This is a genomic window from Lacisediminihabitans sp., assembly GCF_036569425.1.
Classification (GTDB): Bacteria; Actinomycetota; Actinomycetes; order Actinomycetales; family Microbacteriaceae; genus Lacisediminihabitans.
This window is the reverse complement of sequence record NZ_DATCQQ010000015.1, coordinates 1-18477: the sequence shown is the minus strand read 5'-3', so window position 1 is coordinate 18477 and position 18477 is coordinate 1. Positions and strand designations below refer to the sequence as shown.

Genomic DNA, 18477 nt, shown 5'->3' with positions numbered 1-18477 from the left:
CCACAGTTGCGAAGGTCTAAGTTAGACCTGTGAGCGCCGCGAGAGTCTTCGTCGCCCGTTTGGCCGGGTGCTCCGTTTTCGACCCCGCGGGAGACAAGGTGGGGCGTGTACGGGACGTGCTCGTCGTCTACCGCCAGAAGGAGCCGCCGCGCGTCGTCGGCCTCATCGTGGAGGTGCCGGGCAAGCGTCGCGTCTTCCTCTCGATCGGTCGCGTCACGAGCATCGGTTCCGGCCAGATCATCACGACCGGCCTCATCAACCTGCGCCGCTTCGAGCAGCGCGGTGGCGAGGTGCGGGTGATCGCCGAGGTGCTCGGCCGCCAGATGGAGCTCGTGGACCGGTCGGGAACGGCCACGATCGAAGACGTCGCGATCGAGGAGAGCGGCCAGGGCGAGTGGGCGGTGAGCGAACTGTTCCTTCGCCGACCCAAGACGAGCGCCTCCCCCTTCGCGAAGGGGGTCACGATCTTCGCCAAGTGGTCGGAGGTGCGCGAGCGGTCGACCGGGGAGGCCCAGTCCGCCACCCAGTTGCTCGCCACCTACGAGGACCTGCTGCCCGCCGACCTCGCGAACGCCCTCCTCGACCTGCCGGAGCAGCGGATGCTCGAGGTCGCCGAGGAGATGAGCGACGAGCGCCTCGCCGACGTGCTCGAGGAGATGCCGGAGAGCGAACAGGTCGACATCCTCGGCCACCTCGACGACGACCGGGCCGCCGACGTGCTCGACCAGATGCAGCCGGATGACGCGGCCGACCTCATCGCGCAGCTCTCCGACGAGCGCGGAGAGGCCCTCCTCGACCTCATGCAGCCCGAGGAGGCGGACGACGTGCGGATGCTGCTGCTCTACGCCCCTGACACCGCCGGCGGCCTCATGACGACGGAGCCGATCATCGTCTCCGCCGACACGACGGTGGCCGAGGGCCTCGCCCTCATCCGCCGCCACGAGCTCGCGCCTGCCCTCGGCGCTGCGGTCTGCGTGACCCTGCCGCCGTACGAGCCACCCACCGGACGCTTCCTCGGAATGGTGCACTTCCAGCGGATGCTGCGCTACCCGCCCATGGAACGTCTCGGCACGCTGCTCGACCAGAAGCTCGAGCCCGTGCGGGCGAGTGCGTCGGCCGCCGAGGTCGCGCGCACGCTCGCGAGCTACAACCTCGTGTCACTTCCGGTTGTCGACGGCAACCACCGACTGGTCGGGGTGGTGACCATTGACGATGTTCTCGACTACCTTCTGCCCGACGACTGGCGAAGTCACGACGACGACCCCTCCCCCGCCGTGTCTTCAGACACCAGCACCATCCCCGTAGTCGTCTCATCCGGAAGGAGGCACCTCAATGGCACGTCGCACTGACTCAGGACTCGACTCGCCCAAGGGTCTTCGCACGTCGTTCGTCCCCCGCCTAGGCGGACGCGACCGCGTCGGACGGTTCAGCGAGGGCTTCGCGCGGGCGATGGGCACGACGGGCTTCCTTGTCGGCATGACCGTGTTCGTGGTGGTCTGGGTCGCCTACAACACCTACGCTCCGCCCGCCGCCCAATTCGACCCCCGCTCGCTCAACTACACGCTGCTGACCCTGATCCTGTCGCTGCAGGCCTCGTACGCCGCTCCGCTGATCCTGCTCGCGCAGAACCGGCAGGACGACCGCGACCGGGTGCAGTTCGAGCAGGACCGGCAGCGGGCCGAGCGTAACCTGGCCGACACCGAGTACCTCGCCCGCGAGGTGGTCGCCCTGCGGCTCGCCGTGCGCGAACTCGCGAGCAAGGACTTCATCCGCGCGGAACTGCGCGCCCTGCTGGCCGAGCTGGAAGACCAACGCAGCCTCGAGCGCGACAGGAACCCCGAGGGCGCCGCGTGACGAGCGAGCAGCTTCAGTCCGGTATCCGGTCGGCTCTCGGCCGCGTGATCGACCCCGAAATCCGCAAGCCCATCACCGAACTGGACATGATCGGGGCGGTGTCGGTTTCCCCGGACGGCGACGCGACAGTCGGCCTCAGGCTGACGATCGTCGGATGCCCGGCCGCCGACACGATCGAGCGGGACGTGCGCGAGGCAGCGGCCTCGGTTGCCGGCGTCGCTTCCGTCACCGTCGAGGTCTCCGTCATGTCGCGCGAGCAGCGCACGGCCCTCACCGAGAAGCTCCGAGGCGGGCGCACGCGCGTGGCGCAGTTCGGGCCGGACTCGCTCACCCGCATCTACGCGATCACGAGCGGCAAGGGCGGGGTGGGCAAGTCATCCATCACCGCGAATCTCGCCGTCGCGCTCGTCGACCGCGGTCTCACCGTGGGCATCGTCGATGCGGACGTGTTCGGCTTCTCGATCCCGGGAATTCTCGGCCTCGAGGGCGCCCGGCCGACCAGGGTGGGCGAGATGATCCTGCCCCCGATCGGCTGCGGCGTGAAGGTCATCTCGATCGGCATGTTCCTCGAGCCGTCAGAGTCGGCCAGGGCCGTCTCCTGGCGCGGACCCATGCTGCACCGAACCATGCAGCAATTCCTCACCGACGTCTACTTCGGGGACCTCGACGTGCTGCTGCTCGACCTGCCACCCGGCACGGGGGACGTCGCGATCTCGCTCGGCCAGCTGTTGCCGCAGGCGGAGGTCATCGTCGTGACCACGCCGCAGCCGGCTGCCGCCGAGGTGGCTGAGCGCAGCGCGATCGTGGCGCGGCAGACCGGCCAGCGGGTGATCGGCGTCATCGAGAATATGGCCGGGCTCGCCCAGCCGGACGGCTCGATCCTGGACCTCTTCGGCAGCGGAGGCGGCGTCGAGGTCGCGGCGAGGCTCTCCCGTGGCCAGGACGACCCGGTCACGGTGCTCGCCTCCATCCCGATCAGCGTCGCGCTGCGCGAGGGCGGGGATGCCGGCGTGCCGATCGTGCGGTCGAATCCGACGGATGCCGCGTCTCTGGCCATCGCCTCGGTTGCCGACCGGCTGGCCACGCGTGGCCGCGGTCTGGCCGGCCGAAAGCTCGGCCTGAGCCTTCGTTAGCGGTACTGCCTAGCGGCGGGTGGGGAGCCGGCGGTAGCCGTCACGGGCGGTCACCACGATGCTGGCCGCGAGGCCCCACACGGCGGCGACGGCGATGACTGCTGGAACGATGACGCTGGACATGATGACCTCGGTGTGCTGAAACCTGCCCCGGATGGGCTAGTTGTGATTGATCTCATTCCACACCCGTCGAAGCTGTAGCACAATCAAATAGTTCTTGCATGATTGTGTAGTCTGGCTTAATGGATGTGCGCCGACTGGAACTGCTCCGCGAACTCGCGGAGCGCGGCAGTATCACGGCCGTCGCCCGGGCCACGAACCGCACGGTTTCCGCGGTGTCCCAGCAGCTCAAGGTGCTCGAACGGGAGGCGGGAATCCCGCTCACCGAGCGCAGCGGGCGCGGCATCGTGCTCACCGGGGCCGGGCGGATGCTGGCCCAGACGGCCACGGACGTCGCGATCGCGCTCGAGCGCGCGGACGCCCTCTGGGAGGACTTCAAACAGGCTCCCCGGGGCGAGGTGACCCTCACCACCTTTCCCACCGGTGGCCAGATGCTACTGCCCGGCCTGCTCACCGCCGTGGCCCGGATCCCGGGACTCGTGCTCATCGCGACCGACCAGGACCCGCTGCATCCGGACTTCGCCGACCTCACCCCCGACTTCGACATCGTGCTCGCCGACTCGCCCGGCATGCTGCCCGCCTGGCGCGAGCGCGGTCTCACCGTGGTCAAGCTCATGGAGGAACCACTCGACATCGCCCTCCCCGAGGGACACCCGCTCGCCGAGAAGGCGAGCCTCTCCGCGCGGGACCTCATGGGCGAGACCTGGATCGGCACGCCGCTCGGGTTCCCTTACGACCGCATCCTGCGCCAGCTCGAGGCCGTCACGGGCGTGCCGGCGACCATCGGTCAGCGCTTCCTCGACAACGGAATCGTGGAGGCGATCGTCGCGGCCGGCCACGGCATCGCGATCCTGCCGCGGTTCACCACGCGGGACCACGAAAACGGACTCGTGACGCGCCCGCTCTCCGGGGTGCGCGCGGTGCGCCAGATCTCGGCCCTCCTGCGCCCCGACCGCGCCGAGCGCCCGTCGGTGCGGCTCGTCGTCGAAGCGTTGCGCACCGAGGCCCGGGTAGTCCTCGCCCAGCATCCCGGCAGGTGAGGCCGCCCGCTCAGGCGATGAAGGCCGAGACGCGAGACCCGATCCCACCGCCGGCGCCCACCACGAGCACCACGGCGCCATCGAGATCGGTCATCTCCTGCCTCAGGTCGCTTCGTTGTCGAAGGGGGTGGCTTCGCCTTCCGCGGCCAGTCGTTGGCGCTTGACGTAGGCGGACTCGCCGGCCGGCCGCACGACCGACACCGGTTTCGGATCGTCATCGATGAGGGCCTCGCGGATGATGCGGCGCGGGTCGTACTGTCGCGGGTCGAGTTTCTTCCAGTCGACGTCGTCGAACTCCGGGCCCATCTCGTCCCGTAAGCGGTCCTTCGCACCGTCGGCCATCTGGCGCAGGTTGCGCACCAGTCTGGCGAGCTGCGATGCATAGTGCGGCAGGCGCTCAGGACCCAGCACGAAGACGGCGATCACGCCGATCACGAGCAGCTTGTCGAAGGTGAGGCCGAACACCCGTTCAGCCTAACCCCGGCGAGGGCTGCGTGTTGCGAAGTCTGACGCGCTGAGCGGGCTAACCCTCGGCGGCGCGAGCCTCGCCTACGCTGGGGTGGAATAAGGAGTGCACGTGGCAGACAAAGAGTCGAGCTGGAAATTCGCCGAGGAGATCGTCGTCGAGAGCCCGGCGATCGCGCAGGCACGCCTCAACTCGATCGAGCTGGGAATCGACCCGGTCAGCCCGGCGATGGGCGCCCAGATCGCGGTCGTCGCGGCGGCGACCGCCGCGACCCGCATCATCGAGATCGGCACCGGGGTGGGCGTGAGCGGGCTCTGGCTCTTCGCCGGCGCTCCGCAGGCCACCCTCACCTCGATCGACTTCGAACTCGACTACCAGCAGTCGGCCCGCAAGTCCTTCATCGACGCCGGCGTCTCGGCCAACCGCATCCGCATGATCGCCGGCCGGGCCCTCGACGTGCTGCCCAGGATGAACGAACAGTCATACGACATCGTCCTGGTCGACGCCGACCCGCAGCACGTCATCCAGTACGTCGAACACGGCCTGCGGCTCGTGCGTGCCGGCGGCACCGTGCTCGTGGCCCACGCGCTCTGGCGCGGCCGAGTCGCCGATCCGGCCCAGCGTGACGACACCGTCACCGGCTACCGGTCGCTGCTGGCGATCATCGCCGAGTCGGACGCGGTGATCAGCGCGCTCTCCGCGGTGGGCGACGGGCTGCTCCAGGTCACCAAACTCGCCTAGGGCACGCCGCGGACAGCAGACGTCGCCGCAGCCTGTGGCTGCGGCGACGATGTCCCCTGTGGAACCGAACTAACTACTGGCCGCGGCGACGACTCCCGCGAGAGCGTCGTGGAGTTCCCTGGCCTCGGCGTCGTTGACTGAAACGACTAGGCGCCCCCCACCTTCGAGCGGCACGCGCACGATGATGAGACGACCCTCCTTAACAGCCTCCATTGGCCCGTCTCCGGTCCTCGGCTTCATGGCTGCCATGAGTGATCCCCTTTCGTGGAATGACTTCCATTATCCCGTACACCGGCGCTAACCACGAAAACGAGCCATTTTCACCGCACCCCGTGTCACTTTACGGCGGGGTCCAGTCGTAGCCGTTGACCCACCAGCAGGCGTACAACCAGCCGACCTGCCCGGCGACGCAGAGGGCGACGATCGCCACGCGATAGACCGGGGATCGCGGCTGGGCCACCGCCCCGAGCAGCGGGAACAGTGGCACCAGCAGCCGGAAGGTGCTCGACTGCGGGAAGAACACGGCGAGCAGGTACACCGCATAGCCCGCCGACCAGAATCGCAGGTCGACGCCGAGCCGGCGCACGGGCGGGATGAACAGGAAGACCACGAAGAAACCCACCGCGAGGAACAACAGCGGCACGGCAAAGAGGCCGATCCCCCATTGCGCTCCCCAAAATTGCGCGCCCTGGATCCAGGCGGCGAAGGGCATGAGCTCGGTGTAGCCGATGTACGGCACCCGCCAGGCCAGCTCGGTATCGGTGTAGGCGGAGGCGGAGCCGGTCACCGCCCACGCCACGAGCGGCCAGGCGATTCCCATGACGAGGCTGAAGAGAGCGAGGGAGGAGGCCATGATGCCGTCCGCGAGCGGGAACGGATCACGCGCCCGCGTGACGAAGCGGTGCACGATGTGCAGGCCGAGCGCAAGGGCGAAGGCGAGCCCGCTCGGCCGGGTGAGGGCCATGGCGGCGACCACGGGAAAGAGCAGCCCGTAGTGACGCCGCAACAGCAGATACAGGGCGAGGGCGAGCAGGAAGACGTGCATGGATTCCGCGTATGCCACCTGGAAGATGGGCGACAGCGGGGCGAAGCAGAAGAGCGTCACCGCGAAGAGCGAGGTCTCGGCTGGCAGAACGAGCCGGAAGAGCTTGTAGGCCATCAGCGCTGCGCCGAGGGAGAACGCGACGGACAGGAATACCGACACGGGCTCCCACGGCAGTCCGGTGACGGTCATCACGAGGCGGGAGACCGCGGGGTAGGCCGGAAGGAAGGCCCACGCGTTCTCGGTCACGTGGCCATCGGCGCCGCGCGGCAGCACGCTCGGATAGCCGCTCACCGCCACGATGTGGTACCAGACGCTGTCCCAGAGCTGCGAGAAGGCGAGGAGGCCCGGGCGGGGTCCCGTCCACGGGTTCTTCTCCTGCCAGCTCGCGAAGAGCAGCATCAGCACGGTCGTGACCACGCGGGAGAAGAGCCAGACCGCGAGCACACGCACCCACCACGGCGTGAGGCGGTATCTCACGACGACCGGGATGGGCAGCGCCGGTATCAGGCGGTGAGCCACGCCCGCAGTCCCCGTTCGCACTCCGTGATCTGCTCGAGTGCGACGCGCTCGTCATCCGCGTGCGCCTTGATGGGGTCGCCCGGCCCGTAGTTGACGGCCGGAATGCCGATGGCCGAGAAGCGGGCGACATCCGTCCAGCCGTACTTGGGGGTGGCCGTGCCGCCGACCGCGGCGAGGAAGTCCTTCGCGAGCGGTGCGTCGAGCCCGGGGCGTGCCCCCTCCGCGAGGTCCACCACGGTGAGGTCGATTCCGGGGAAGAGCTCGCGCAGGTGGTCGACGGCCTCCGCGCCCGAGCGGCTCGGCGCGAACCGGTAGTTCACGTGCACCATGCACTCGTCCGGGATGACGTTGCCGGCCACCCCGCCGGAGATGCCGACGGCGTTGAGGCCCTCGCGATAGACCAGGCCATCCACCTCGACCTCACGCGGCTCGTAGGCGGCGAGCACGTCGAGGATCGACGTCGCGTCGTGGATGGCGTTGTGGCCGACCCACGCCCGGGCGGAGTGCGCGCGGGTGCCAAACGTGCGCAGCTCGACGCGGAGGTTGCCGTTGCAGCCGCCCTCCACCGTGGAGTTGGTGGGCTCGCCGAGGATCGCGAAGTCGCCCGCGAGCAGGTCCGGGCGATGGTCGGCGAGCCGACCGAGGCCGTTGAGGTCGGCGGAGACCTCCTCGTGGTCGTACCAGATCCAGGTGATGTCCACGGTGGGGTCAACGAGTTCCACGGCGAGCTTGAGCTGCACGGCCACACCGGCCTTCATGTCGACGGTGCCACGCCCCCAGAGATAGTCGACCCCATCGAACGTCTCGAAGCGCGTCGGCAGGTTGTGGTTCACGGGAACCGTGTCGATGTGGCCGGCGATCACCACCCGCTTGTCCCGCCCCAGTGTGGTGCGGGCGACGATGGCGTCGCCGTCCCTGGTCACCTCGAGGTGGTCAAGCCCGGAGAGGGATGCCACGATCGCGTCGGCGATCGATGCCTCGTTTCCGGACACGGATTCGATATCGCACAGTTGCCGCGTGATGTCGATCGAGGGTGCGGCGAGGTCGAGCGCGGGCGTCGGATAGGCATCAGGCATGCGCGTCAGTTTATCCGCAGTCGGATCGCTAACCTTGGACCATGACTCAACGAGCAGCCTGGGGCTACGGACTCGCGACCATCGCCGGCGACGGAACGGTGCTCGACACCTGGTTCCCCTCCCCCACGCTCGGCGAGCTCCCGGCCGGGCGCGACCCATACATCGCCCCCGCCGACCTCGAGGCTCTCACCGGGGCCGACGATCGCCGCAACGTGCGGGTGGACTTCGTCACGGTGCAGATCGATCTCGACGCGGCCCCGGCATCCACCCCGGATGCGTACCTCCGGCTGCACCTGCTCAGCCACCTGCTCGTGCGACCGAACACGATCAACCTCGACGGCATCTTCGGGCAGCTGCCGATCGTCGTGTGGACCAATGCCGGGCCGGTGCATCCGCACGACTTCGACCGGTTGCGGCCGATGCTGCAGCGTCAGGGCATCGCCGCGACGGGCATCGACAAGTTCCCCCGGCTGCTGGACTACGTCTCCCCCGCCCGCGTGCGCATCGCCGACGCCTCCCGCGTGCGGCTCGGAGCGCACCTCTCCCCCGGCACGACCGTCATGCACGAGGGCTTCGTCAACTTCAACGCCGGCACGCTCGGCACCTCCATGATCGAGGGACGCGTGTCGCAGGGCGTCGTGATCGGCGACGGGTCGGACATCGGCGGCGGCGCATCCATCATGGGCACCCTGTCCGGCGGCGGCACGCGGCGGGTCGAGGTCGGCGAACGGGCGCTTCTCGGCGCCAACTCGGGCATCGGCATCTCCATCGGCGACGACTCGGTGGTCGAGGCCGGGCTCTACGTGACCGCCGGCACGAAGGTCGCGCTGCTCGGCGGCGCGGATGCCGAACCACGCGTCGTGAAGGCGGCGGAGCTCTCCGGCGTGGCCGGCCTCCTCTTCCGCCGCAACTCGGTCACCGGGGCGGTCGAGGTTCTTGCCCGCTCCGGCAACGGCATCGAGCTCAACTCGGCGCTGCACACCTAGCCCGGCCGGTCGCGCCTCGCGGCACTTGGCAGCACCTCGCGGCACTTGGCAGCACCTCGCGGCGGGGGTTACGCCTCCCTCCGCCGCCGCACACGCACCACGCCCGCTCAACCAGGGCCAATTCGGGCAATCGGGGCCAGCACGTCGGCCCCGGTTGCGCGCAATGGCCCCGGTCGCGGCACGGCAGCGCGGTGGCCGCAGCGCGCAGAGCCGTCCTAGCGCGCGGGCCAATTGCGCGCCGGCGCGCCGGTGTATAGCTGCTGCGGGCGGCCGATCTTGGTGGCCGGATCCTCGTTCATCTCGCGCCAGTGCGCGATCCACCCGGGCAGCCGCCCGATCGCGAAGAGCACCGTGAACATACGCGGCGGGAATCCCATCGCCTTGTAGATCACGCCGGTGTAGAAGTCCACGTTGGGGTAGAGCTTGCGTTCGATGAAATAGTCATCGGCGAGCGCGACGGCCTCGAGTTCCTTCGCGATGTCGAGCAGGTCATCCTGCACGCCGAGGGCCTTGAGTACCTCGTCCGCGCTCTCCTTCACGAGCTTGGCGCGCGGGTCGAAGTTCTTGTACACGCGATGGCCGAAGCCCATCAGGCGGACGCCGTCTTCCTTGTTCTTGACCCGCTCGACGAACTTCTCCACGCTCTCGCCGCTCGCCTTGATCTCGCCGAGCATCTTGAGAACCGCCTCGTTCGCCCCGCCATGCAGCGGGCCGTACAGCGCATTGATCCCGGCCGAGATGGAGGCGAACATGTTGACCTCGGTGGATCCGACGAGTCGCACCGTAGATGTCGACGCGTTCTGCTCGTGGTCTTCGTGCAGGATCAGCAGCCGCTCGAGCGCCCGGGAGACGACGGGGTTGACCTCGTACGGCTCGGCCATGTTGCCGAAGTTGAGCTTGAGGAAGTTGTCGGTGAAGCTCAGCGAGTTGTCCGGGTAGAGGAAGGCCTGGCCGAGGCTCTTCTTGTGCGCGTACGCCGCGATCACCGGCAACTTGGCGAGCAGCCGGATGGTGGAGAGCTCGACCTGCTCCGGATCGTGCACGCTCAGCGAGTCCTCGTAGTACATGGACAGAGCAGACACGGCGCTCGAGAGCACGGACATCGGATGCGCGTTGTGCGGAAGCGCGTCGAAGAAGCGACGCAGGTCCTCGTGCAGGAGGGTGTGGCGCCTGACCCGCTCCTCGAAGGCCTCGAGCTCCGACGGCGACGGCAGGTTGCCGTAGATGAGCAGCCAGGCCACCTCGAGATAGGTCGAATTGGCGGCGATGTCTTCGATGCCGTAGCCGCGATAGCGCAGGATGCCCTGGTCGCCGTCGATGTACGTGATCGCGCTCTTCGTGGCGGCGGTGTTCACGAAGCCCTGGTCGAGGGCCGTGTACCCGGTCTGCCTGGTGAAGGACGAGATGTCGATGCTCGACGCGCCATCAACGCTTCTCAGTATGGGAAAATCCGCGGTTCCCCCCGGAAAGTGCAGGGTTGCCTTAGCGGCGTTGTCGTTGGCAGCGTCGTTCACGCATACAGCCTAATTGGCCGGGAGGTCGACCGTCGCATCCACCAAGGAATGCGCCTTTTACTTGGAGGGAACCGCTACTTGGAGAGGGCAGCCAAACGTTCGACGGCCGTGCCGATCGCCTCGTCGGTGGCGGTGAGCGCGACGCGAACGTGCACGGCATCCGCCTCCCCGTAGAAGGTACCCGGCACCACGAGGATGCCGAGGTCGGCGAGGTCGGCCACCGTCTGCCACGCGTCGTCGCCCCTGGTCGCCCAGAGGTAGAGGCCACCACGGCTGTCGTCGATCTGGTACCCGGCGGCCTCGAGCGCGGCGGAGAGCCTCGCCCGACGCACCCGGTACCGGTCCTTCTGTTCGCGCACATTCCGGTCGTCCCCGAGGGCCGTGATCATGGCCGCCTGGATTGGCGCGGGGGGAACCGTGCCGAGGTGCTTGCGCACCGCGAGGAGCTCGCCGAGGATGCGGCTGCAGCCGGCAACGAATCCGGCACGGTAGCCGGCCAGGTTGGACTGCTTGCTCAGCGAGTAGACGCACAGCACCGAACTGCGGTCGCCGTGGATCACGGCAGGGTCGAGGATGCTCGGTGTCGCGCGCTCGGCGAATTCGTCGTCCCAGCCGAGTTCGGCGTAGCACTCGTCGCTCGCGATGACCGCGCCGAGCTCCCGCGCCCGGGCGACGGCCGCCGCGAGCTCCTCGACGCCGAGCACGCGCCCGTTGGGGTTGCCCGGGCTGTTCACCCAGATGAGCCTGGTGTTCTCCGGCCACTCCGCCGGGTAGTCGCTCGACAAGACCGTCGCGCCGGCGAGGGCGGCCCCGACCGCATAGGTCGGGTAGGCCAGGTTCGGCTGCACGACGACGTCGCCCTCGCCGAGCCCGAGCCAGAGCGGCAGTCCGGCGATGAACTCCTTCGAACCGATGGTCGGCAGCACGTTCGCCACCGTGAGGTCGTCGACGCCGCGGCGACGGGCGAACCACTCGACGATCGCCTCGCGCAGCGCCGGTGTTCCCGCCGTGAGCGGGTAGGCGTGTGCGTCGGTCGCGACGGCGAGCGACTCGCGGATGATCGCGGGCGTCGGGTCTACTGGCGACCCCACCGAGAGGTCGACGATGCCGCCGGGATGCGCGCGCGCCCTCTCGGCGAACGGTTCGAGCGAGTCCCAGGGGTAGTCGGGAAGCCGGAGCGGCACTCAGACCCCGACGGCCTGGGGCGGAAGGGCGGAGACGATCGGGTGGTCCTTGTGGATCACGCCGACCTTGGCCGCGCCGCCCGGCGAGCCGACCTCGTCGAAGAACTCGACGTTCGCCGTGTAGTACTCGGCCCACTGCTCAGGCACGTCGTCTTCGTAGTAGATGGCCTCGACGGGGCACACGGGTTCGCACGCGCCGCAGTCGACGCACTCGTCCGGGTGGATGTACAGCATCCGGTCGCCCTCGTAGATGCAGTCGACCGGACACTCGTCGATGCACGCACGGTCTTTCACATCCACGCACGGGAGGGCTATGACGTATGTCACGGTGAGGGCGTTCCCTTCGGTTCGAGCCTGACTGCAATCTTATCGCGGCGGAAGGTGCCGACCGACGGCCAGGCGAGCACCACGAGGGCGATGACGGCTGGGCCGTAGGTGAGCAGGTAGCCCGCCGCATTCGCGGGCACGAGGATGGAGCCGCCACTGCCGGTGAGGGAGAGCGCACCGATCACCGCGAGCTGGCCGAACGCCGCGATTCCGGAGACGAGGCGACCGCCGAACACGAGCCGCAGCCCCACGAGAAGGGCGGCGGTGATCATCAGGGTGGCGATGATGCCGATGCCGATGGTGAGGCCGCCCACCGAGACCGTGGCCTGGTGGTTGACCGTGGAGATGCCGCCCACCGCAGCGCCGACGATGAGGGCGATGATCCAGGCGAAGAGGTGGATGCCGAAGCCCTGGTCCTTCCAGGCGACGGTGCCCGACCGGTCGGGGCGCACGATCGCGTAGGACTCCTCGGCGGCGATCGGACGGCTCGGTCCGCTCGAGAGCGAGTACCGGTCGCCCTCCACCGTGACCTGCGTGCGGTGGGCGCGCAGGGCATCCGCCTTCTGGGTGAGCGCGTCGCTCACGTCGACGCGCACGGTCGCGGGCGCCGGCGACCCATCGGGCTGGATCGCGAAGAACGGCACCCCCATCACCTCGGCGGCCCGACGGGCCGCCTCGTGGGCGCGCACGTGGTCGGGATGCCCGTAGCCGCCGCGAGCGTCGTAGCTGACCACCGCGGTCGGCTGCACCGCGTCGATCACGGTCGCGAGGTCCGCCGCGACCTCGCCGAACGGCGCGGCGCAGAGCGAGTCGTCGTCGATCGTCTCGGCCGCCTCCGCACCATCGGCGCCCCAGCGCATGCCCGAATCGGTATAGACCCGGGGAGGCAGGTCGACCCAGCGCGCGCCGGCGGCGCCGAGGTAGCGGTGATCGGTGACACCGAGCACGGCGAGGGCGGCGGCGAGCTCCGCCGAACGGTGCGCCGCGAGTTCCGCCGGCGCCCCCTCGAGGTGGCGCAGGTCGGGCGGGATCACTTCCCCCCGCTCGCCGCGCGTGCAGGTGACGACGGTGACCGCCGCACCCCGATTCACGAGGGTCGCGATCGTGCCGCCGGTGGAGATGGTTTCGTCGTCGGGATGCGCGTGCACGAAGAGCACGCGCTCCTGCACCGACTCGCTGAGGTTTTGCTGCACATTGCACAGGATAGGCCGCAACCTCTAGAGTCATTCGAGTAAGGTAAGCCTTACCAACCTTGCCCCGACCGACTCTCAGAAACGAACCAGTGCTCGCAAACTTCCTGATCGGCCTGCGTGAAGGCCTCGAGGCGGCCCTCGTGGTCGGCATCCTCATCGCCTACGTCATCAAAATCCGGCGCCACGACGTGCTGCCCCGAATCTGGCTCGGCGTGGGGCTCGCGGTGCTGTTCTCGCTCGTCATCGGCGCCGTCCTCACCTTCGGTGCCTACGGGCTGAGCTTCGAGGCGCAGGAGACCATCGGCGGTGTCCTGTCCATCATCGCCACCGGTTTCGTCACGTGGATGATCTTCTGGATGCTCAAGACGGCGAGAAGCCTGAGCGGACATCTCAAGGCAGATGTCGACAGGCACCTCGCCGGCGCCGGCTGGGGACTCGTGCTCGTCGCGTTTCTCGCCGTGGGACGCGAGGGGATCGAGACCGCGCTGTTCATCTGGGCCGCCGTTCAGGCCACGGGGGCCACCACCCTCCCCCTCGTCGGGGCCGCGCTGGGCATCGCGCTGGCCATCGTGCTCGGCTACCTCATCTACCGCGGCGTCGTGCGAATCAACCTCGCCAGGTTCTTCACGTACACCGGCCTCTTCCTCATCGTGGTGGCGGCCGGGGTGCTCTCCTACGGGGTGCACGACCTGCAGGAGGCCGGCATCCTGCCCGGGCTCAACTCCCTCGCGTTCGACGTGAGCGCGGCGATTCCGCCGAGCAGCTGGTACGGCACGCTCCTCAAGGGCACCGTCAACTTCTCCCCGGCCACCACCTGGCTCGAGGCGATCGTCTGGGTGCTCTACATCATGCCGGTGCTCGCGGTCTTCATCCTGTCGAACCGCCGAGTCCGGCCCGGCTCCACCGCAACCCCCGGCAGCGCCCAGCTCGCCACCGAAGGAGTTCGATGATTTCCCGCAGTCCCCGTTTCGGCCGCGTGACCCTCACCATCGCGACGGGAGCGGCGGCACTGCTTGCGCTCTCTGCCTGTGTCCCGAACACCGCGACCACCGGCGGCGCGACGTCGATCGCCGTCGAGAGCACCGCGACGACCTGCGTCGTGTCGAAGTCGACGGCGCCGAGCGGCACCGTCGAATTCACGGTCACCAACTCGGCCGACAAGGCCACCGAGTTCTACCTGCTCGCCGCAGACGGCAAGCGCATCGTGGGCGAGGTGGAGAACGTGGCACCGGGCGCTCCGCGCACGCTCACCGTCAAGCTCGAGCCCGGAAAGTACTTCACCAGCTGCAAGCCCGGCATGAACGGTGGGGGCGTCGGCAAGGCCGAGTTCACCGTGACCTCCTCCTCCGCGAGCGTCCAGCGCACCGGCGAGGAGAAGACCAGGGCGCAGGCCGCGGCGGCCGAGTACGTGTCATACGTGCGGGACCAGGTGTCTCGACTCGTGCCGGCCACCACCGCATTCCTCGACGCGTACCGTGCGGGGGACGACGCCACGGCGCGCTCGCTCTACGCCTCCACTCGTGCGTATTACGAGCGCATCGAACCGGTCGCCGAGTCGTTCGGCGACCTCGACCCGGAGATCGACTTCCGCGAGGCCGATGTCGCCGAGGGCGACACCTGGACCGGCTGGCACCGCATCGAGAAGGACCTCTGGCCGCCGGCGGCCGCAGACAACGACGGCACGCCGTACACCGCCCTCACCGCCGGCGAGCGTGCGACCTTCGCCGGGAAGCTCGAGACGGACACGGCCGAGCTCTGGTCCGCCGTCAATGCCTCCGGCTACACCCTCACCGCGGACGCGATCAGCAACGGAGCCATCGGCCTGCTCGACGAGGTGGCGAACGGCAAGATCACCGGCGAGGAGGAGATCTGGTCGCACACCGACCTCTCGGACTTCCAGGCCAACCTCGAGGGCGCCCGCGTGGCATACGAGGGAGTTCGGGACATCGTCGTGGCGAAGAACGCCTCCCTCGCGAAGCGCATCGACGGGCAGTTCGACTCGCTCGAAAAGCAGCTCGCCGCCTACGGCTCCCTCTCGACGGGCTTCACGCCATACGACGAGCTCACGAAAGCGCAGGTGAAGGCCCTGGCCGACGGCGTCAACGCGCTGAGCGAGCCGCTCTCGCGCCTCACCTCCGTCGTCGTCGGTTGATCGGCGGAGATCGGCGGATGACAGGGAACAGCGGACTGTCCCGGCGCGGCCTGCTCGGCCTCGCGGGGGCCGGCGTGGTCGGTGCGGGCGCGGGGTTCGCCATCGACCGCTTCGTGATCCCCGCCGGAGTGACCGGGTCGGCGCCCGCGACGACCTACCCCTTCTATGGAGAGCACCAGGCGGGCGTTACGACGGCCGCTCAGGACCGCCTGCACTTCGCCGCCTACGACGTGTCAGACATCTCCCGTGCGGAGCTGGTGTCGCTCCTGAAGGACTGGTCGGCCGCTGCCGCACGGATGACCGCGGGAAAGCCGGTTGGCGACGGGGCGATCGACGGCCCGTACGACGCACCGCCCGACGACACGGGAGAGGCACTTGACCTGCCCCCGGCCGGTCTCACGATCACGTTCGGTTTCGGTCCGACCCTCTTTGACCACCGATTCGGCCTCGCGGACAGGCGCCCGGCAGCCCTGATCGACCTCCCGCACTTCCCTGGCGACGCCCTGATCGACGAACTCGTGGGTGGTGACCTCTGCATCCAGGCCTGCAGCGACGATCCGCAGGTGGCGGTGCACGCCATCCGCAACCTCTCGAGGATCGCGTTCGGGCGGGCATCCATCCGTTGGTCGCAGCTCGGCTTCGGGCGCACCTCGTCGACGACGCGGGCCCAGGTGACCCCGCGCAACCTCTTCGGCTTCAAGGACGGCACGGCTAACGTCAAGGCGGAGGACACCGCCCAGGTCACCGACCACGTGTGGGTTCCGAGCGGCGATTCCGCCGCCTGGATGACCGGCGGCTCGTACCTCGTGTCCCGCAAGATCCGGATGACGATCGAGACCTGGGACCGCACGGCCCTGCGCGAGCAGGAGCGCGTGATCGGCCGGTCAAAGGGTGAGGGCGCACCGTTGAGCGGCGGATCGGAGTTCACCGAGCCGGACTTCGCGAAGAAGGCGGACGGCGCAGCCGCGATCGACGCGGGGGCCCACGTGCGCGTGTCCCACCCGAAACAGAACGACGGCGCGGTTCTGCTTCGCCGCGGCTACAACTTCGTCGACGGCAACGACGACCTCGGTCGACTCAACGCCGGCCTGTTCTTCATCGCCTTCCAGCGGGATCCGCGCACCCAATTCGTGCCCATCCAACTCCGCCTCGCGAAGAACGACCAGATGAACGAGTACATCCGCCACGTGGGCTCCGGCATCTTCGCCGTGCCGCCCGGCGCGGGCAGCGGCGGCTACGTCGGGCAGACCCTCTTCGGAGACTGAGCTACTTGCCCTTGACCGTCGACACCGTGTAGTTGGCGTCCGGGATGTCATCTGGCGGTCATGGTGTCGAACGTGTCGTAGCGACCAGACTGGCGAAAAGCACGTACGCGCTCCGGCTCGCGTGCTGCCGCATCCGCCGCCCGGCCCGCCCCGAAAACGCAGGAGTTTCTTCCCAAAATCGCTGTAATCGGCACCAAATGCCCCATTTCGGACCGAATCTCCTGCGTTTTCGGGGCGGGGACGGGATGCGGCAGCAGGATGCAGCACCGGACCGGACCGCGGGCGGGCGCCTCCGCTACGCCGTCGGGGCGGCGATGGCGACGGCGCTCCACGCCTCCATGCGACAGACTTCGCCTGGCGTCGCCGCTCAACCGATAGGACTGAGCTACTTGCCCTTGACCGTCGACACCGTGTAGTTGGCGACCCAACCGTTCTTGCCGTCCTTGGTCACCGCGGCGATCACCCCGAACTTGTCGCTCGCGAAGACACCGGTGCCGCCGTCGGCCGTGCTGCCCTGCACCGCGCCATCCGATGTGAAGCCGGCGTCGGTAAGCTGCTTGGCGATGTCATCGAATGACGAGGCGCCGGCGACCGTGATGGTGAGGTTCCACACCTTGCCGTCGCTGTCGCCGACGGAGAGCCCATAGAGCACCTCGCCCTTGGCGATCGGCACCTCGGACGGGAAGTCCTTGGGGATCTCCTTGCCGCCGAGGTCAACCTTGCCCCCCGTGGCATTGTGAACGAGGTTCTGGATCGAACACCCGGTCAGCATCGCCGGACCGGCGAGCACGGCGAGGCCGATGGCCAGGGGGACGGTTAAACGCCTGACGGAGCTCTTCATGCGGCCAAGCTTAGGGCCGCACGAAGAACTCCGACAGTCAGGGTTCCGGGTTACGCGTTCTGCTTCTTGAGGCGCGAGGTCTTGCGCTGGCGGGCGCTCGCGTCGAGCTCCACCTTGCGGATGCGCACGAACTCGGGCGTTACCTCCACGCACTCGTCCTCCGCCACGTCGGATCCGGTATCTTCGCGGTGCCGCCGGGGGCCACGCAGGGCAGCTACGTGGGGGCCGCTCTATTCGGCTGACCTGCTTCTGCCGCGGGTCATTTTCAACAGGACGAATTCGCCCGACTGACGCTTCAACAGGACCAATTCGACACTGAGAGACCGCCCATCATGTTGAACCACGACTGAACGCCCGGGTCGCTGAGTTCGCCTTGGAAGAACCAATTATCATCTCCTCCGCCCGGGAAGAACGTGTTACTCGCGAGCGACCGCGAACTTAGTTCAGACCGTGGTCGACATTTGTCCGACATGCCCACGCTTCGCTTCGGAGGGTTCAGCATTTCTATTCACATGTATTCCTACTTGCGGGCCAGCGTTGTGGGCCATAGGGTCCAGCTACGTTAGAAATTCGAGGAATTAACAAAAGGAAGCTAGGACTATGGTTGCGCAGATTAGACCGATTCACCGACGAGTGTATTTAGCTGTAGCGACCGGACTTGCAATACTTGGGGGAGTCGGCCTCACTCAGGTCGCACCCCCGCAAGCTGCCAACGCTGCGTGCGGAAGCTTCTCGCCACTTGTTCGTCCCTCGCCGGGACACCTTAGTTCCCTCTCGAATTGTGCGGGGCAAGGTCAGCTTTTCAAAGTTCAGATCAATGGCGTAGTGACGATTGTGCAACTCAAGGCCGGCGCTACCCTGTACGCGGATGACCGAAATGCGTTTGTAATTGCCGTGTACCCATGGGGTGGAAAATAGCGGCAGGCGTTTGGTGGAGCACTGCATATCTCAGCACCGTTATCTGGCGCAGGGCTCATCTTGATCGCTGTCAGTTCACGCAAAAGGCGCACACCCTGATGGG

The 18477-nt window shown here is 68.1% G+C and carries 18 protein-coding genes; 9 read left to right on the top strand and 9 right to left on the bottom strand.

From position 1 onward, the window contains the following. Positions 1 to 29: 29 nt before the first annotated feature. The 4 genes from VIM54_RS01930 (at position 30) to VIM54_RS01915 (ending at position 4147) form a co-directional block, all read left to right on the top strand. Complete coding sequence (locus tag VIM54_RS01930) at positions 30 to 1349, top strand: magnesium transporter MgtE N-terminal domain-containing protein (RefSeq protein WP_331898711.1); 1320 nt, start codon at positions 30 to 32, stop codon at positions 1347 to 1349. After that, positions 1333 to 1854 carry a DUF1003 domain-containing protein gene (locus VIM54_RS01925; RefSeq protein ID WP_331898710.1) on the top strand — a complete coding sequence of 174 codons (522 nt, stop codon included), beginning with the start codon at positions 1333 to 1335 and terminating at the stop codon, positions 1852 to 1854. Before VIM54_RS01930 ends, VIM54_RS01925 begins: the two co-directional genes overlap by 17 nt. Then, a complete protein-coding gene (locus tag VIM54_RS01920; protein WP_331898708.1) occupies positions 1851 to 2987 on the top strand; it encodes a P-loop NTPase in 1137 nt (378 codons plus the stop codon). Before VIM54_RS01925 ends, VIM54_RS01920 begins: the two co-directional genes overlap by 4 nt. A 242-nt stretch (positions 2988 to 3229) precedes the next feature. After that, positions 3230 to 4147 (top strand): LysR family transcriptional regulator, encoded by a 918-nt coding sequence (locus VIM54_RS01915; protein ID WP_331898706.1) that lies wholly within the window; start codon positions 3230 to 3232, stop codon positions 4145 to 4147. A 102-nt stretch (positions 4148 to 4249) separates the two neighbouring features. On the opposite strand, the gene VIM54_RS01910 is transcribed toward VIM54_RS01915, so the two are convergent. Continuing rightward, positions 4250 to 4612, bottom strand: coding sequence for a sec-independent translocase (locus VIM54_RS01910; protein ID WP_331898705.1), 363 nt, complete (start codon positions 4610 to 4612; stop codon positions 4250 to 4252). Between the two features lie 112 nt (positions 4613 to 4724). Between VIM54_RS01910 and VIM54_RS01905 the strand changes: the two genes are divergently transcribed. Beyond that, entirely contained in the window at positions 4725 to 5354 is a 630-nt protein-coding gene (locus VIM54_RS01905) for an O-methyltransferase (protein ID WP_331898704.1), read from the top strand. A gap of 69 nt (positions 5355 to 5423) precedes the next feature. Here VIM54_RS01905 and VIM54_RS01900 read toward each other — a convergent pair whose 3' ends face one another. The 3 genes from VIM54_RS01900 to dapE all read right to left on the bottom strand — a co-directional run bounded on the left by VIM54_RS01900 (position 5424) and on the right by dapE (position 7994). Beyond that, the gene (locus VIM54_RS01900) at positions 5424 to 5603 is read right to left on the bottom strand and encodes a DUF3117 domain-containing protein (RefSeq protein WP_331898702.1); all 180 of its coding nucleotides are present in this window, start codon (positions 5601 to 5603) and stop codon (positions 5424 to 5426) included. 91 nt (positions 5604 to 5694) lie between these two features. Then, positions 5695 to 6876: a hypothetical protein gene (locus VIM54_RS01895; RefSeq protein ID WP_331898700.1), complete on the bottom strand. Its 1182-nt coding sequence runs from the start codon at positions 6874 to 6876 to the stop codon at positions 5695 to 5697. Positions 6877 to 6902: 26 nt separating this feature from the next. Further along, positions 6903 to 7994: a succinyl-diaminopimelate desuccinylase gene (gene dapE / locus VIM54_RS01890; RefSeq protein ID WP_331898698.1), complete on the bottom strand. Its 1092-nt coding sequence runs from the start codon at positions 7992 to 7994 to the stop codon at positions 6903 to 6905. A 41-nt stretch (positions 7995 to 8035) separates the two neighbouring features. Here dapE and dapD point away from each other — a divergent pair, with 41 nt between their 5' ends. Further along, the gene (gene dapD, locus VIM54_RS01885) at positions 8036 to 8980 is read left to right on the top strand and encodes a 2,3,4,5-tetrahydropyridine-2,6-dicarboxylate N-succinyltransferase (protein ID WP_331898697.1); all 945 of its coding nucleotides are present in this window, start codon (positions 8036 to 8038) and stop codon (positions 8978 to 8980) included. Positions 8981 to 9195: 215 nt separating this feature from the next. Here the strand turns inward: dapD and VIM54_RS01880 are convergent, their stop codons facing one another. The 4 genes from VIM54_RS01880 to VIM54_RS01865 all read right to left on the bottom strand — a co-directional run bounded on the left by VIM54_RS01880 (position 9196) and on the right by VIM54_RS01865 (position 13198). Then, entirely contained in the window at positions 9196 to 10494 is a 1299-nt protein-coding gene (locus VIM54_RS01880) for a citrate synthase (protein WP_331898695.1), read from the bottom strand. A gap of 74 nt (positions 10495 to 10568) precedes the next feature. Further along, entirely contained in the window at positions 10569 to 11678 is a 1110-nt protein-coding gene (gene dapC, locus VIM54_RS01875) for a succinyldiaminopimelate transaminase (protein WP_331898693.1), read from the bottom strand. Continuing rightward, positions 11679 to 12005: a ferredoxin gene (gene fdxA, locus VIM54_RS01870; RefSeq protein ID WP_331898691.1), complete on the bottom strand. Its 327-nt coding sequence runs from the start codon at positions 12003 to 12005 to the stop codon at positions 11679 to 11681. Then, positions 12002 to 13198 carry a PIG-L family deacetylase gene (locus VIM54_RS01865; RefSeq protein WP_331898689.1) on the bottom strand — a complete coding sequence of 399 codons (1197 nt, stop codon included), beginning with the start codon at positions 13196 to 13198 and terminating at the stop codon, positions 12002 to 12004. The genes fdxA and VIM54_RS01865 overlap by 4 nt, the downstream gene beginning before the upstream one ends. A gap of 89 nt (positions 13199 to 13287) precedes the next feature. Here VIM54_RS01865 and efeU point away from each other — a divergent pair, with 89 nt between their 5' ends. The 3 genes from efeU to efeB are packed head-to-tail and all read left to right on the top strand — an operon-like array spanning position 13288 to position 16615. Next, entirely contained in the window at positions 13288 to 14148 is an 861-nt protein-coding gene (efeU, locus tag VIM54_RS01860) for an iron uptake transporter permease EfeU (protein WP_331898687.1), read from the top strand. Then, positions 14145 to 15350, top strand: coding sequence for an iron uptake system protein EfeO (gene efeO, locus VIM54_RS01855; protein WP_331898685.1), 1206 nt, complete (start codon positions 14145 to 14147; stop codon positions 15348 to 15350). The genes efeU and efeO overlap by 4 nt, the downstream gene beginning before the upstream one ends. Before the next feature lie 17 nt (positions 15351 to 15367). Then, complete coding sequence (gene efeB, locus VIM54_RS01850; protein ID WP_331898684.1) at positions 15368 to 16615, top strand: iron uptake transporter deferrochelatase/peroxidase subunit; 1248 nt, start codon at positions 15368 to 15370, stop codon at positions 16613 to 16615. Positions 16616 to 17000: 385 nt separating this feature from the next. On the opposite strand, the gene VIM54_RS01845 is transcribed toward efeB, so the two are convergent. Continuing rightward, on the bottom strand, positions 17001 to 17456 hold the full coding sequence (locus tag VIM54_RS01845; RefSeq protein ID WP_331898682.1) for a hypothetical protein: 456 nt from the start codon (positions 17454 to 17456) through the stop codon (positions 17001 to 17003). Positions 17457 to 18477: the final 1021 nt, after the last annotated feature.

What these genes read in the sequence shown, in the direction of transcription:
- efeB (WP_331898684.1), top strand. Translation starts at nt 15,368, where the DNA reads ATGACAGGGAACAGCGGACTGTCCCGGCGCGGCCTGCTCGGCCTCGCG.
- VIM54_RS01925 (WP_331898710.1), top strand. Translation starts at nt 1,333, where the DNA reads ATGGCACGTCGCACTGACTCAGGACTCGACTCGCCCAAGGGTCTTCGC.
- VIM54_RS01915 (WP_331898706.1), top strand. Translation starts at nt 3,230, where the DNA reads ATGGATGTGCGCCGACTGGAACTGCTCCGCGAACTCGCGGAGCGCGGC.
- VIM54_RS01900 (WP_331898702.1), bottom strand. Translation starts at nt 5,603, where the DNA reads ATGGCAGCCATGAAGCCGAGGACCGGAGACGGGCCAATGGAGGCTGTT.
- dapD (WP_331898697.1), top strand. Translation starts at nt 8,036, where the DNA reads ATGACTCAACGAGCAGCCTGGGGCTACGGACTCGCGACCATCGCCGGC.
- efeO (WP_331898685.1), top strand. Translation starts at nt 14,145, where the DNA reads ATGATTTCCCGCAGTCCCCGTTTCGGCCGCGTGACCCTCACCATCGCG.
- dapE (WP_331898698.1), bottom strand. Translation starts at nt 7,994, where the DNA reads ATGCCTGATGCCTATCCGACGCCCGCGCTCGACCTCGCCGCACCCTCG.
- VIM54_RS01845 (WP_331898682.1), bottom strand. Translation starts at nt 17,456, where the DNA reads ATGAAGAGCTCCGTCAGGCGTTTAACCGTCCCCCTGGCCATCGGCCTC.